This window comes from Ramlibacter sp. GCM10027632 (assembly GCF_042675325.1).
Taxonomy (GTDB): domain Bacteria; phylum Pseudomonadota; class Gammaproteobacteria; order Burkholderiales; family Burkholderiaceae_C; genus Ramlibacter.
Window position 1 is genome coordinate 264,095 of the sequence record NZ_JBHTGW010000002.1, and the last position, 14,160, is coordinate 278,254.

General features: G+C 72.4%; 15 protein-coding genes. 4 read left to right on the forward strand and 11 right to left on the reverse strand.

The genetic code is table 11. The features are described from left to right. Positions 1–28 precede the first annotated feature (28 nt). Both ACFQZY_RS04640 and ACFQZY_RS04645 read right to left on the reverse strand, forming a co-directional pair. The gene (locus ACFQZY_RS04640; RefSeq protein ID WP_377413232.1) at positions 29–787 is read right to left on the reverse strand and encodes an IclR family transcriptional regulator C-terminal domain-containing protein; all 759 of its coding nucleotides are present in this window, start codon (positions 785–787) and stop codon (positions 29–31) included. A gap of 13 nt (positions 788–800) precedes the next feature. Beyond that, complete coding sequence (locus ACFQZY_RS04645) at positions 801–1,226, reverse strand: DUF1345 domain-containing protein (protein WP_377413234.1); 426 nt, start codon at positions 1,224–1,226, stop codon at positions 801–803. Between the two features lie 157 nt (positions 1,227–1,383). Between ACFQZY_RS04645 and ACFQZY_RS04650 the strand changes: the two genes are divergently transcribed. Continuing rightward, complete coding sequence (locus ACFQZY_RS04650) at positions 1,384–1,704, forward strand: XRE family transcriptional regulator (RefSeq protein WP_377413236.1); 321 nt, start codon at positions 1,384–1,386, stop codon at positions 1,702–1,704. Continuing rightward, entirely contained in the window at positions 1,697–2,914 is a 1,218-nt protein-coding gene (locus tag ACFQZY_RS04655) for a type II toxin-antitoxin system HipA family toxin (protein WP_377413239.1), read from the forward strand. Before ACFQZY_RS04650 ends, ACFQZY_RS04655 begins: the two co-directional genes overlap by 8 nt. Before the next feature lie 10 nt (positions 2,915–2,924). Here ACFQZY_RS04655 and ACFQZY_RS04660 read toward each other — a convergent pair whose 3' ends face one another. The 4 genes from ACFQZY_RS04660 to ACFQZY_RS04675 form a co-directional block, all read right to left on the reverse strand. Further along, complete coding sequence (locus ACFQZY_RS04660; protein ID WP_377413242.1) at positions 2,925–4,148, reverse strand: MFS transporter; 1,224 nt, start codon at positions 4,146–4,148, stop codon at positions 2,925–2,927. Positions 4,149–4,216: 68 nt separating this feature from the next. Then, positions 4,217–5,104: a polysaccharide deacetylase family protein gene (locus ACFQZY_RS04665; RefSeq protein WP_377413245.1), complete on the reverse strand. Its 888-nt coding sequence runs from the start codon at positions 5,102–5,104 to the stop codon at positions 4,217–4,219. Beyond that, complete coding sequence (locus ACFQZY_RS04670) at positions 5,105–6,130, reverse strand: tripartite tricarboxylate transporter substrate binding protein (RefSeq protein ID WP_377413247.1); 1,026 nt, start codon at positions 6,128–6,130, stop codon at positions 5,105–5,107. It abuts the gene before it with no gap. A gap of 64 nt (positions 6,131–6,194) precedes the next feature. Beyond that, positions 6,195–7,556: an amidohydrolase family protein gene (locus ACFQZY_RS04675; RefSeq protein ID WP_377413250.1), complete on the reverse strand. Its 1,362-nt coding sequence runs from the start codon at positions 7,554–7,556 to the stop codon at positions 6,195–6,197. A 131-nt stretch (positions 7,557–7,687) separates the two neighbouring features. Here ACFQZY_RS04675 and ACFQZY_RS04680 point away from each other — a divergent pair, with 131 nt between their 5' ends. Further along, complete coding sequence (locus tag ACFQZY_RS04680; RefSeq protein WP_377413252.1) at positions 7,688–8,470, forward strand: GntR family transcriptional regulator; 783 nt, start codon at positions 7,688–7,690, stop codon at positions 8,468–8,470. 21 nt (positions 8,471–8,491) lie between these two features. After that, entirely contained in the window at positions 8,492–9,142 is a 651-nt protein-coding gene (locus ACFQZY_RS04685) for an aspartate/glutamate racemase family protein (RefSeq protein WP_377413254.1), read from the forward strand. Between the two features lie 10 nt (positions 9,143–9,152). Here ACFQZY_RS04685 and ACFQZY_RS04690 read toward each other — a convergent pair whose 3' ends face one another. The 5 genes from ACFQZY_RS04690 to ACFQZY_RS04710 form a co-directional block, all read right to left on the reverse strand. Further along, the gene (locus ACFQZY_RS04690; protein WP_377413256.1) at positions 9,153–9,986 is read right to left on the reverse strand and encodes an ABC transporter ATP-binding protein; all 834 of its coding nucleotides are present in this window, start codon (positions 9,984–9,986) and stop codon (positions 9,153–9,155) included. Positions 9,987–9,990: 4 nt separating this feature from the next. Then, entirely contained in the window at positions 9,991–10,806 is an 816-nt protein-coding gene (locus tag ACFQZY_RS04695; protein ID WP_377413259.1) for an ABC transporter permease, read from the reverse strand. A gap of 4 nt (positions 10,807–10,810) precedes the next feature. Then, positions 10,811–11,806: an ABC transporter substrate-binding protein gene (locus ACFQZY_RS04700; protein WP_377413262.1), complete on the reverse strand. Its 996-nt coding sequence runs from the start codon at positions 11,804–11,806 to the stop codon at positions 10,811–10,813. A gap of 129 nt (positions 11,807–11,935) precedes the next feature. Continuing rightward, positions 11,936–12,703 (reverse strand): aspartate/glutamate racemase family protein, encoded by a 768-nt coding sequence (locus ACFQZY_RS04705; protein WP_377413265.1) that lies wholly within the window; start codon positions 12,701–12,703, stop codon positions 11,936–11,938. 40 nt (positions 12,704–12,743) lie between these two features. Further along, entirely contained in the window at positions 12,744–14,159 is a 1,416-nt protein-coding gene (locus ACFQZY_RS04710; RefSeq protein ID WP_377413267.1) for an amidase, read from the reverse strand. Position 14,160: the final 1 nt, after the last annotated feature.

Genomic DNA, 14,160 nt, shown 5'->3' on the forward strand with positions numbered 1-14,160 from the left:
TGCGTCGCGGGGACGCGCCCCGCGCCCCTCACAGCAGCGGGCGCAGGCTCTTGGCCGCCTCCTGGATCACCGGCAGCACGCGCCGCAGCGCGTGGTCGGTCTCCTCCTGGTTGATCGGCATGGTGATGCTGATGGCGGCATGCACCTGGTTGTGGCGATCCAGCAGCGGCACGCCGATGCCGCGGAAATTCAGCTCCAGCTGCTGCTCCGACAGCGAATACCCCACATGCCGGAAGCGCTCCAGCGCGGCGCGCAGCTCGGCCCGGGTGGCCAGCGTGTAGGAGGTGAAGGCGCGCGGCTCGCAGCCCGCGATCCAGGCGTCGGCCTCGGCCTCGGGCCGGCTGGCGAGGATGGCCAGGCCCACCGCCGTCACCTGCGCCGGCAGGCGCGTGCCCAGGGCGTAGCCGTGCGTGGGCTGGCGGGTGGCGCCGCTGCGGCCGATGAACACGGTGTCGGGGCCGTCCATCACGCCCAGGTAGGCGATCTCGCCCGTGCCCTCGTGAATCCGCTGCAGGAACGGCTGCACCAGCCGCGGCAGGCGGGCCGACTCCAGGTAGGCATGGCCCAGGCGCAGGATGCGGGGCATCAGCCAATAGAGCTTGCCGTCGGTGCCCACGTACCCCAGGTGGGCCAGGGTCTTGAGGTAGCGGCGCGCGGCGGTGCGCGTCATGCCGCAGCGCTCGCCGGCCTCGGTGGCGGTCAGGCGCGGGTGCTGGGCGTCGAAGGCCTCGATCACGGCGAGGCCCTTTTCGAGGCCGGCGATCCAGTCCTGGGGGGAGAGGGTCATGGGCGGTCGGTCGTCAGAGCAGGGTCCCGGCCACGACATTCACGGCCAGCGCGAGCAGGCTCGCGTTGAAGAAGAAGGCCACCACGCAGTGCAGCGTGCCGACGGGCCGCAGGGCGGGCCCCTGGAAGGCGATGTCGGCGGTCTGGGCGGAGGCGCCGTTCACGAAGGCGAAGTGGAAGAGGTCGGCGTAGGTCGGCTCCGGCGTGCCGGGGAATTCCAGCGGGTCGGGCTCGCCGCGGGTGCGGGCCGGGTAGAAGTCGTGCGCGTAGTGCAGGCCGAACACCACGTGCGTGAACAGCCACGAGGTCAGCACCGCGAGCGCCGCCAGCACCACCACCGTGAGGATGGCCGCGCGGTCCTCGTCCTGGCTCACCGCGTAGCGGCGGATCGCCTCGGCGCTGGTGGCGCGGGCCATGTGCCAGGTGAGGCCGAGCTTCACCAGCGCGCCCAGGTTCCAGGCGAGCAGGGTGGCGGCGGGCGCGGGGCGGGGGATACATGGGTGGGGCAGTCAGGGCGGACGGCAGTGGGATCATCCTACCTTCGCACAAAGACAACATGAATATTTATTTTCTTCGGTTTTAGATAACATATATGTTGTGTCTAAAGCCTCGCCTGTCATCGAAGCCCTCCCGTCTGCCGCCGCTGCCGCCCTGCGGCGGCTGGGGGGCGACCTGGGTACGGCGCGCAAGCGGCGCAAGCAATCGTTGAAGGACTGGGCCCTGCGCCTGGGGGTCTCCGTGCCCACCCTCTCGCGCATGGAAAAAGGGGACCCCTCGGTCTCGGCGGGCCTGTATGCCACCGCGCTGTGGATGATGGGACGGCACGAGGCATTGGGCGGCCTGGCTGACCCGGCGCAGGACCTCGCGGCCCTCGAGCATGAAGTGAACGAGGCGCGCGCGCGTTACCGCCGTGGCTAAGACCGAACCCGAGGCCTATGTCCCGCGCGAGGCGCTCCACCTGTGGTGGCTCGGCGATCCCGGGCAGCCGCGGCCGGTGGGCGAGATCCGGCTGGTGCAGGGCGGGCGCGGGGTGGGGCTGCGCTACGCGCCGGCCTGGCTGGCCGCGGGCTTTGCGTTGAGCGAAGACCTGCCCCTGGTCGACCAGTTGTTCCTCCCGGCCGAGCGCGACACCGCGGCCGGCTCGGTCGACGACGCACGCCCGGACCGCTGGGGCGAGCGCGTGATCCGGAAATTCGAGCGCACGCCTCGCCTGTCACTGCTGGAGTACTTGCTGTTTGCGGGCGGCGACCGCTATGGCGCGCTGGGCGTGAGCCTGGAGCCCGACGCCTGGGTGCCTTGGCGCAACCAGCCCACGCCGGAGTTCGAGCAATTGGGCGAAATGGCCGAGGCCGTGCGCAAGGTGCTGGCCAATGAGCCCGTGCCCGAGATGCAGCGGCGGCTGGTGAACCCGGGCGCTTCGTTGGGCGGGGCGCGGCCGAAGTCCCTGCTGCGGATGGAGGGGCGCCAGTGGCTGGTGAAGTTCAACGAGGACGACGAGTTCGACATGCCGCTGGTGGAGCATGCCTGCATGACGCTGGCCCGCGCCTGCGGCATCGAGACCGCAGCCACGCGCGCGCTGCGGCTGCCCCGTGGCCATGCCGTCGCCATCGAACGCTTCGACCGGATTGAGGGCGCCCGCCTGCACACGGTCTCGGCCCATGTGGCCCTGCGCGCGGCCGGTGAGTCCCTGGGCTACCCGGAGTTCGCGCAGTTGCTGCGCCGGTTTCTGCCAGCGCGCGAGATCGCTCGCCAGCAGGCGCAGTTGTTCCGCCGCATGGTGTTCAACATCCTCGTCGACAACACCGACGACCACGAAAAGAACCACGCCCTGCTGCGCCACCCCGACGGCAGCTACCACCTCGCCCCGGCATTCGACGTCCTGCCCACCGCGCAGGGCCTGGGCTACCAGCAGATGCGGGTGGGCGAGCAGGGCAGCGAGTCCACGCTGGGCAATGCCCTGTCCGCGAGCGCCCAGTTCGGCCTCAAGCCGAAGGCGGCCCGGGAGATCGTGTCCGAGGTCCGCACGGGGGTGGGGCAATGGGCCGCGCATTTCCGCGCCCACGGCGTGCGCCGACGCGACATCGACTACCTGGCGCGGTTCGTCGACCGCGATGCGCTGAAGGCGTAGGGGGCCCGCTTCAGGCGTGGAAGGCGTCGCGCCGTGCCAGCGAGGGAAACAGCTTCCACCAGGCCGCCACCACCAGCAGCGTGCCCACGCCGCCAGCGACGACCGAGCCCACCGGCCCGATCCACGCGGCCACCGCGCCGGACTCGAACTCGCCCAGCTGGTTGCTCGCGCCGATGAAGATCGAGTTGACCGCGCCCACCCGGCCGCGGATGTCGTCGGGCGTGTCCAGCAGCGCCAGGGTCTGGCGCACCACCACGCTGACCATGTCCAACGCCCCGGAGACCGCCAGCACGGCCAGCGACAGCACGAAGCTGGTCGACAGGCCGAACACCACCATGCACACGCCATAGGCGGCCACGCACCCGAACAGCCAGCGCCCCACGTGGCGCCGCAGCGGCTGGTGCGACAGCGCGATCGAGCAGGCCAGCGCGCCCACCGCCGGCGCGGCGCGCAGCGCGCCCAGGCCGGCCGGGCCCACGTGCAGGATGTCCTTGGCGAAGATCGGCAGCAGCGCGGTCGCACCCCCGAGCAGCACCGCCATCAGGTCCAGCGAGACGGCGCCGAGCAGCGTCTTGCTTTGCCAGACGAAGCGCACGCCCGCGAGCAGGGAGTGCAGCGTCACCGGCTCCTTCGAGGGCGGGATGCGCGGCGCGTGCATGCGCAGTGCCAGCGTGATCGAGACCAGCAGCAGGCCCAGGCAGGTGGCGTACACCGTGACGCCGCTGCCCATGTACAGCAGGCCGGCGAGGGCGGGGCCGCCGATCACCGCGACCTGGTTGCCGGCGGAACTCATGGCCGTGCCCCGCGAGAGCAGCCCGTGCGGCAGCAGCGCGCCGACCAGGGATTGCTGCGCGGGCATCTGGAAGGCGCGCGCCGCGCCCAGGGCCACCGAGACGCCGAAGATCAGTTCACGCGAGAGCGCCCCTTGCACGGTGGCGGCCAGCAGCAGGGCCGCGGCGAGCCATTGCAAGGCCATCGAGCCCGCGATGATGCGGCTGCGCGCATGGCGGTCGGCCACATGGCCCGCCAGCAGCGTGAACACCAGCACCGGCGCGAACTGGTACAGGCCCACCAGGCCCAGGTCCCAGGCGCTGCCGGTCAGGTCGTACATCTGCCAGGCAGCGGCCACCATCAGCATCTGGGTGGCCGAGCCGCCCATCACGCGCGCGCCGAGCAGGCGCAGGAAGTCGGGGTAGGGCGCGAAGGCGCGCAGGGCGGGGGGCAGGGAGGACATGCAGGAAATCGGCGGGCGTCCCGGGACGGCCGGGGCGCCCGATTGTCGCCGCTCGCAGGCCGGGCCGCTCAGGCCCCGGCGATCCCGAGCCAGTGCCGCGCGATCTCGTCGCGCCGCGCGAACCACACCTGCCCGCGTGCCTGCATGTGCGCCAGCATCTGCTCCAGCGCCCACATGCGCGCCGGCCGCCCCAGCATGCGCAGGTGCAGGCCCACCGACATCATGCGCGGCGCCGCCTCGCCCTCGCGCCAGAGCCAGTCGAAGGCGTCGTTCACGTAGCCGGAGAAGTCCTGCGCGCGCACGAAGCGGTGCGTGTGCTGGAACTGCATGTCGTTGGTGTCGAATGCGTAGGGCAGCACCACGTGGCGGCCGCCGCCCGGCGCGGGCAGCACATGGGGCAGGTCGTCGCCGTAGAAGTCGCTGTCGTAGAGGAAGCCGCCGTGCTCCATCAGCAGGCGGCGGGTGTTGAGCGTGCTGGCCGAGCGGGTGTGCCAGCCCACGGGCGCGATGCCGGTGGCCGCTTCGATGGCCCGCGCCGTGCGCGCGATGGCCTCGCGCTCCTCGGCCTCCCCCATGCGCGCATGGCTCTCCCAGCGCCAGCCGTGGGCCGAGACCTCGTGGCCGCGCGCCACCGCGTCCAGCGCCAGCTTCGGCGAGCGCTCCACGGCCAGGCCGCAGGCGCTCACGGTGCAGGGAACGCCGAAGCGCCCGAACACCTCCATGATCCGCCACCAGCCGGCGCGGGTGCCGTAGTCGAAGTGCGACTGCAGGCAGGGGTCGGGGATGCCCTCGAGCCGGTCGATCACCTCATAGACGGCCTCGTTGCGGTCGTCGCCCTCGGCGATGGCGAACTCCGCGCCCTCCTCGAAATTGAGCACGAAGGACACCGCTACCCGCGCCCCGCCGGGCCAGCGGGCATGGGGCGGGCGACCTGCATAACCGGCGAGGTCGCGCATTCAGTCCGCCTTCATGCCCGAGGCGCGGGCGACTTCGCCGAACCGGCGGATTTCGGAGGACACGAAGGCCTGCAGCTCCTGCGGCGTGCCATGGCCCGGCTCGGCGCCCATGGCGTGGTACTTGTCGCGCGTTTCGGGCAGGGCCATCACGCGCTGCACCTCGTCGTTCAGCTTCTTCAGAATCGGCGCCGGCAGGCCGCTGGGGGACAGCAGCAGGAACCAGGCGGAGAAGTCGTAGCCCGGCACGCCGGCCTCGGCCATCGTCGGCAGGTCCGGCGCGAGCGGCGAGCGCCTCGCGGTGCTGATCGCCAGCGCGCGCAGCTTGCCCGCCTTGATGTGCTGGGCAGAGGAGACCAGCGGGTCGATGATCATGTCGACCTGGCCGCCGATCAGGTCTGTGATGGCGGGTGCCGAACCCTTGTATGGCACGTGCACGAGGTTCAGCTTGCCCTGGCTCGCCAGCATCGCGCCGGCCACGTGGCTGGTGGTGGCGTTGCCGGAGGAGGCGTAGGTCAGCTTGCCGGGCTGGGCCTTGGCCAGCGCCAGCAGCTCGCCCACGTTGCGCGCCGGCACGTTCGGGTTGACCACCAGCACGCTGGGCAGGGTGGCGAGGCGGGCCACCGCCTGCAGGTCCTTCTCGGTGTCATACGGGAGCCTGGCGTGCAGGTGCGGGTTGACCGCGTGGCCCACCGTCACCACCAGCAGCGTGTATCCGTCGGCCGGCGCCTTGGCGGCGGCCTGGGTGGCCACGATGCCGCCGCCGCCCGGGCGGTTGTCGACCACCACGCTCTGGCTCCACGACTGCGAGAGCTTGTCGGCGACGAAGCGCGCGAAGGTGTCCGCAGCGCCGCCGGGCGGGAACGGCACGAGCAGGCGGATCGGCTTGCTCGGGTAGGCGGCGGCGGGCTCCTGCGCCTGCGCCGCGGGCGCCAGCGCGCCGAGTGCGAGCACCGTGGCCAGGGAGGCGGCGACGGCGATCCTGCGGCGCAGGCGCTGCGGGGAACGGGCGGGGGGCAACGGCTTCATCGGATCTCCTCGTGGGTGTGTCGGAGCCAGTCCTCTTGCAATCTCGATGCCAGGGCGGGTGGGGTCAGTAGGGCTTGCCCTCGGCCGCCCACAGCTCGCGCGCGGCCGCCTCGCCCTCGCGGCAGACGGCCTCCAGGTTCACCCGCGTGGGCAGGCCGCCCTCGACCAGCACCTCGCCGTCGACCAGCACCATCTCCACGTCGCGGCCCTGGCCGCAGTGCACCAGCGAACCCAGCGGGCTCACGTGCGGGCGCAGGTGCGGCCGGCGCGCGTCGAACACCACCAGGTCGGCCTTCTTGCCCAGGGCCAGGCTGCCGATCTCGGCGTCCTGCCCCAGCGCCATCGCGCCGCCCAGGGTGGCCATGTGGAACACGTGGTGCGGCTGCCAGTCGTCGGCGACGCCGCCTTCCTGCACCCGCGCGGTGGCCAGCGCCCAACGCATCAGCTCCACCATGTCGCCATGCTGGGTGTCGGTGGCCAGGGCGATGTTGACGCCGGCGCGCTTGAGGGCCGGCGTGGGCGCGAGCCGGCCCGAGGCGGCGTTGCACTTGGGGATGTGGACGGCATGCGCGCCGGCGCGCGCCAGCCGCTCGATGTCCGAGGGCGTGACGTAGATGCAGTGCCCGCCCATGAGGCGGTGATTGAGCAGGCCGGTCTCCTCCAGCACCTCGGTGGAGGTGCGGCCGGTGCGAGCCTTCACCCGCTCGACCTCGACCACGCTCTGGCCCAGGTGGGTGGAGACCACCAGGTCGTGCCGCGCCGCGGCCTGGGCCACCTCGCGCAGGAAGCCTTCGGAGCAGGTGTCGACCGCGTGCGCGGCGAGGTTCACCCGCACCCGGGGGTGGTCCTTCCAGCGTTCGAGAAGTTCCAGGCCGGCCTGCAGCGTGCGCGCGCCGATGGCGGGGTCGTGGTGCCAGTCGCCGTGGGCCACGCGGGCGAAGTCGACGTCGTGAATGCGCCAGCTCGGGCACAGGCGCACGCCGAGGTCCGCCATCGCCTCGGCGGTGATGTCGGCATGGACGAAGTTGTCGCCGATCACAGTGCTGCCGGCGAGCAGGGCCTCCAGCGCGCCGAGGCGGGCGAGGGCGCGGGCCTGCTCGGGGTTCACCTGGGTGCCCTTGGGGATGCCGGGCGTGTACGAAGGCGCGAAGCCCAGGTCGGCGGCGACGCCGCGCACCATGACCAGGATCGCGTGCAGGTGCGTGTTGACGAAGCCGGGGGTGACGATGCGGTCCTGCAGCGAGAGCGTGCGCCGGGCCTCGAAGCGCTCCGGCGGTTCGGCGGCCAGCCAGGTGATGCGGCCGCCCTGGATGCCGATGCAGCCGCCGCGCAGCAGGGGCTGGGCCGGGTCGGCGGTGAGGACCAGGGCGTCCCGCAGCAGCAGGTCGAACACCGGCAGGTCGGCGGGCAGGGGCGAGGCGGTCATGCGGATCCCGTTCATGGTGCTGGCGCACCACCCCGGGGCGAGTGGTGCACCAAATTGGATGACAAAGAAAACAATATTTGGTTAACCATTATTGCGACGGGATCGGCACAATGCAAACGACAATCGACGCCATGAGTCCCGCCACCCCTGCCCGCAAGACCCCCGCCGCCCGGGCGCGCCGGTCGACCGCCCCGGCCCCCGCGCCCGAAGCCGCCGCGCCGGCGCCGACCCGCGCCGCCGAGGAGGCCCTGCATGCCGCCATCACCCGCGCCCTGCTCGCCGGCCAGCTGCGTCCCGGCACGCCGCTGCGCGAGCGCTACCTGGCCGAGGAGTTCGGCGTGACCCGTGGGTTGGTGCGCAAGGTGCTGCTGCGCCTGGGCCAGGAGGGCAAGCTGGAGATGCATGCGAACCGCGGCGCCTTCGTGCCGCAGCCCACGCCGGAGCAGGTGCGCCAGGCCTATGGCGCGCGCCAGGCCGTGGAGGCCGGCCTGCTGGCGCTGCTGGGTCAGGACCTGAAGGCCGACCAGCTCGCCCGCCTGAAAGCCCACCTGAAGGCCGAGCGCGCCGCCAGCCGCCAGGCCCGGCGCGACGAATCCGTGCGCCTGGCCGGCGACTTCCACCTGCTGCTGGCGGACGTGGTGGGCAACCCCGAGCTGCGCGCCATCCTCGAGCGGCTGGTCGCCCGCACCCAGATGTTCGTGGCGCTGTTCGAGCCGGCGCAGTCCTCCGACTGCGCGCCCGAGGAGCATGCGCCCGTCGTCGAGGCGCTGGAGCGCGGCGACGCGCCCGGCGCGGTGGCGGCAATGCTGCGCCACCTGCGCCAGGTGGAGCACCGGGTGCTGGCCGCCATGCGCGCGCCCGAGGAGCCAGCGGTGGCCGAGATCCTGCGCGCCGCGCTCACCGGCGCGCGCTGACGACCTGTCGAAGGCCCTGGCATGAAGCTGCTGCTGGTCAATCCGAACACCTCCACCTTCGTCACCGAGCGCATGGCCGCCGCCGCGCGCGCCAGCCTCGGCGCGGCGGCCGAGGTGGTGGGCGTGACCGCCACCGAGGGCCCTTCCATCGTGGCGGACCGTGCAGGCAATGCCCGGGCCGCCCAATCCACCCTGGCGCTGGGCCTGGCCCAGGCCGAGGGCTTTGACGCTGTGATCGTGGGCATCTCCACCGACGCCGGCCTCGACGCGCTGCGTCCCGCGCTGCGGGTGCCGGTGGTGGGCATGCTGGAGGCCGCGCTGATCACCGCCTGCCAGCGCGGCGAGCGGGTCGGCCTGATGACGCTGGGGCCGCAGATGCTGCCCCTGTACCAGGAGCGAGCCGCCGCCCTGGGCTTCGGCGCGCGCATGGCGGGCTGGGCCGCGCCGGTGCTGCCGGCGGCCTATGGGCCGGCGCCGGACGACTCCGTCTACGAGGCCCTGGCGGACCATGCCGCCGCCCTGGTCGCCGAGTCCCGGCTCGACGTGCTGGTGCTGTGCGGGGCGGTGCTGGCTGGCAGCCGGCCCCGCATCGCGCGCCACCTGCGGGTGCCGGTGGTCGACGCGCTGGAGGCGGCCGCCTGGCAGGCCGTGGCGCTGGCGCGCCAGGCCTGAGGCGCCGACGTCAGGCCGTCTCGGTCGCCGGCGCCGGCGAGGCGGCCGGCGCGGCGTGCGGAGCCTGCGAGGCCGAGGCGGCGCCCAGCGCATCCTGCGGCCGCAGCAGCTGCAGGATGTGGCGCTTGTAGTCGTTGAAGCGCGGCGAGGTCGGGTCGCGCGGGCGCTCCAGGTCGATCGGCAGCAGCTCGCGGATGCGGCCCGGTCGGGCCGACATCACCGCCACGTGCGTGCCCAGGGCCAGCGCCTCGTCGATGCCATGGGTGACGAAGACGATGGTGCTCTGGCTCTCGCGCCAGATGCGTACCAGCTCGGCGTGCATGTCCATCTTGGTCTGCTCGTCGAGCGCGCCGAAGGGTTCGTCCATCAGGATCACCTCCGGGTTCATCAGCAGCGCCCGGGCGATGCCCACGCGCTGGTTCATGCCGCCCGAGAGCTCGCCGGGGAAGTGGTTCTCGAAGCCGCGCAGGCCCACCATGTCGATGAAGCGCTGCGCCCGCTCGCGGCGCTCGGCCTGCGGCGCGCCCACCATGGTCAGGTGGAAGGCCACGTTCTCCCACACCGGCAGCCAGGGCATCAGCGTGGGCTGCTGGAACACCACGCCGCGGTCGGCGCCGGGCGCGGTGACGACCTGCCCGCCCACGCTCACCGTGCCCGAGGTCGGGTGGTCGAAGCCGGCGATCATGTTCAGGAGGGTGGACTTGCCGCAGCCGCTGGGCCCGAGCAGGCACAGGAACTCGTTGCGGCCCACGCTGAGGCTCACGTCCTGCAGCGCGGTGACGGCCTGGCCCCGCTTGGGGTCCTGGTACAGGCGGGAGACGCGGTCGATCGTGATCAGGGTCATGGGGTCAGCCCTCCTGGGCCTGCAGGGTGGAGCCGCGCTGCCAGCGAAGCAGGTGGCTGGCGAGGGACTTGATGCCGTAGTCGCTGAGGAAGCCGAGCAGGCCGATGCTGGCCATGGCGGCGATCACCAGGTCGTAGCGCAGGAAGTAGTAGGAGTCCCACAGCACGTAGCCCACGCCGCTCTTGACGGCCACCATCTCGGCGGTGACGGTCACCATCCAGGCCGAGCCGATGGCGATGCGCAGGCCCGAGAAGATCGAGGGCAGGGCGGCGGGGAAGACGATGCGGCGCACCAGCGTGCCCGGCTTGCCGCCGGCCATGGCGCCGGCGCGCAGCAGGTTGCGGTCGCAGGTCTTCACGCCGTGGATGGTGGACAGCAGCACCGGGAAGAAGGAGCCGACGAACACCAGGAAGATCGCCGGCTTGTTGGCGATGCCGAACCAGATGATGGCCAGCGGGATCCACGACACCGGCGGCACCGGCCGCAGGATCTGCAGCGTGGGCTCGACCAGCTTCTCGAAGCGCCGGGACCAGCCGATGGCCATGCCCAGCGCGATGCCCAGCGTGGTGGACAGGGCGAAGCCCGCCGCCACCCGGCTGGCGCTGGCGGCGACGTCGAACACCCAGTGGGCGGTGTAGGTCTGGGTGTTGCCGTCGGTGCCGAAGATCCAGTCGGCCCAGGCCACCATCACCTGCGAGGGCGCGGGCAGCAGCGCGGCGGGCAGCACGCCCGACCGCGAGAACAGTTCCCAGCCGGCCAGCACCAGCACCGGCACGAGGGCGCGGTCGATGCGGGCGAGGAGCGTGCGCAGTGCCTGCATGGCGTCAGTACCCGAGCTGGGCCTTGGGCTTGCCGGTGGCGGCCTCGAGGAAGCGGTAGTCCATGTTCTGCTGGATCTTGGCCGCCACGTCGCCGTTGATGTACTTCAGGTCGCGCATCATGTTGCCGATGGCCACGGCCTCGGCGCGGTGCATGGCGATGTCCGGGTACAGGTTCTCGATCGCGCCGGTGGCGATGGCCTTGTCCAGGCCGGTCACCTTGGAGATGGTGTCGACCCACAGCGGCTTGTTGGCGGCCACGGTGGCATTCACCTTGGCGATGGCGCGCACCACGCCTTCCAGGCCCTTGGGGTTGGAGGCGATCACGTCGGGGCGGGTGACGACCAGGTTGGTCAGCTTGCCGGCGGCCTGGTCGTACGGGAAGGCGAAGGGCTTGGCGGCCTTGGTCTGGCGGATCTGGGTGGCGAAGGGCTCCACCGTGCACACCAGCTCGATCTCGCCGCGGCGCAGGGCCTGCAGGTGGTCGGAGGGGTTGGGTATGTTGACGAACTGCACGTCCTTGTTCACGTCGATGCCGTGCTTCAGGAAGGCGCCGCGCATGTGGATGTCCTGCGCGTTGCCGCGGGAGGCGGCGACGCGGAACGGCTTGCCCTGGGCCTTGTAGTCGGCGATCAGCTTCTTCAGGCCGGCCCAGTCGTTCTCGGCCAGGGGCAGGTCATTGCCCACCACGATCTGCGAGCCGCCATTGATCTGGCCGGAGATGGCCACCATCTCGAAGCCCTTGTCCAGGGCGGTGGCGTAGTGCAGGTAGGTGACCTGGGCCACGTCCACGCTCTTGGACAGCAGCGCGGTCATGGCGTCGTTGCCGGTGTTGAAGGGGATGGCCTCCACCTTCACGCCCTGGGCGTACTCGGGCACCAGGGACAGGGGCACGCAGTGCGCGCACTTGGGAAACGCGAGCTTCACCGGTTCCTGGGCCGAGGTGGCCAGGGGCATCAGCGCCGCCGAGGCGAGCGCCAGCAGGGCAACGAGTTTCTTCATGGGTTCTCTCCGTCTAGTGATAGGCCACGGGGTGTGGCTCCGGGGAGAACGTCGCAACAAGCGTGCCTGATCCTGTATCCAATTTCAGCCGGTCTTGGAGCCAGGATGCACGGGGATCGCGCACCGGCCTCAGCCGCCTGCGCCGCGCTGGTGCCGTGCCTGGGCGAGCAGCGCCACGATCTCGGGCGTGAGGCCCTGGTGGGCCTTGGCCGGGGGCGGGGCGAAGCTGCCGGTGCGCGCCAGGCCGGCGTTCATCCTGACCAGGGTCTCGGCATGGCGCACCGCGCTGGACACGCCGTCCACCGCCGGCACCGGGATGCGGCCCTGGATGCTGCGCGCCAGGCCCGCCAGCGGCGCGCCGGCCAGCACGATCACGTCGGCGCCGTCCTCGCGCACGCAGCGCTCGGCTAGCTGCACCAGGCGCTCGCCCTGGTCGCCCTGCACGTTGCCGATGTCGGCCAGTGGCTCGTCCAGCCCGCGGATGCTGGCCAGGCGGGAGGCGAGGCCGTAGGCCTGCACCGTCTCGGCGTACCAGGCCCGAATGCGCTGCGAGATCGCGACGATCGAGAAGCGCTGCCCCAGCAGGCAGGCGCTGGCGAGCGCCGCCTCGGTCAGGCCGGTGACGGGGCAGGGCAGCACCTCGCGCAGCGCCATCAGGCCGGGGTCGCCGAAGGCGGCGACGATGACCGCGTCGGCCTGCGCATGGTGCTGGGCGGCGAGCTGGGCGGCGGCGTGCGCGCCCAGCATGGCCTCGAAGCGGGTTTCGATGTAGGCCACGCCGGCGGCGGCGGTGACCACCTGCACCTCGGTGCCGGGGGAGGCGCTGCGCTGCGCCTCCTCGCGAATCAGCTGCGAGACGCTGTCGGAGATGTTGGGGTTGATCAGGAGCAGTTTCATTGGGCGTGACGGTGGCGGGCGGGTGGCGGGCAGTTGGCGCTCAGGCCTCGGTCCAGAGGGCGGGGCGGGATTGCGGGCCGGCCAGGCGCTCGAGGTGGGCGGCCATGGCCAGCACGCCGGCGTCGTCGTAGCGGCGGCCCACCACCTGCAGGCCCACCGGCAGGCTGCGCGCGAGGCCGGCCGGCACCGAGCAGGCCGGGGCCTGGGCGTAGTTGAACAAGGGCGTGTACACCGCATGCCCGCGCGGGCCGGCGGGCTGGCCGCCGATCTCGGCGGGGCCGAGCTGGTCCACCGGCCACGACACGGTGGGCGTGGTGGGGCACAGCAGCAGGTCGTAGCGGGTGAAGAAATCGGCGTAGGCGGCGTAGATGTGCTCGCGCAGGGTCAGGACCTGGGCGATGTCCACCGCGCTGTGCTGGCGGCCCAGGCGCACCTGGGCGGCGATGTCGGGGTCGAGGAGGTCCGGGTCGGCGTCCAGCGCCGCGCCGTGCAGGGCGGCGAGGCCGGCCTGCTGCAGCTTCAGCAGCGGGTACTCGCGCACGCCGGCGGGCCAGGCGGGTGCGGCCTCGTCGATGGCGTAGCCGTCGGCCTCGAGGCGGCGCACCAGCGCCTCCAGGGTGGCGTGCACGTCGGCGTCGATGGCGAAGCCGCAGCCCAGGTCGGGGCTCCAGGCGATGCGCAGGGTGCGCGGGGGCGGGGCCTCCAGGGCGGGGCGCGCGGCGCGCGCCGCCTGCGAGCCCCAGTCGCCGTGCGAGTAGCCCTGGAGCTGCTCCCACATCAGCGCGACGTCGGCGACGTCGCGGCCGATCTGGCCCATGACCGAGAGGCCGAAGTTCGGCTCGTCGAAACCCGGGCCGCAGGGGATCAGGCCGAAGCTGGGCTTCATGCCCACCAGCCCGGTGTGGGCGGCGGGGCGCCGGGTGGAGCCGCCGGCATCGGTGGCCAGGGCCAGCGCGCCGATGCCGGCAGCCGTGGCGCTGACCGCTCCGCCGGAGGAGCCGCCAGGGGTGAGCCGCAGGTCCCAGGGCGAGCGGGTGATGCCGTGGACCTTGTTGTTGGAGACGCCCTTGCAGGCGAACTCCGAGCAGTTGGTGATGCCGACGATGACCGCGCCCAGCGAGGCCAGGCGCTCCACCGACCAGGCGTCGCGCGGGGCGATGAAGTCCTTGAAGGCGAGCGAGCCCTGGGTGATGCGGCGCCCGCCGACCCAGATGTTGTCCTTCACCGTGACCGGCACGCCGGCCAGGGGCAGCATCTCGCCGGCGGCGAGGCGGCGGTCCACGGCCTGCGCCTGGGCCAGGGTCCAGGCGGCGTCATGGCCGATGACGGCGTTGAGCCGGGGGTTCACCGCGTCCAGCCGCTGCAGCACGCTGCGCGCGACCTCCTCGGCGCCCAGCTCGCGCCGGGACACGGCCCGCGCGATCGCGCGGGCGGGCAGCTGCCAGGGTTGCGTCATC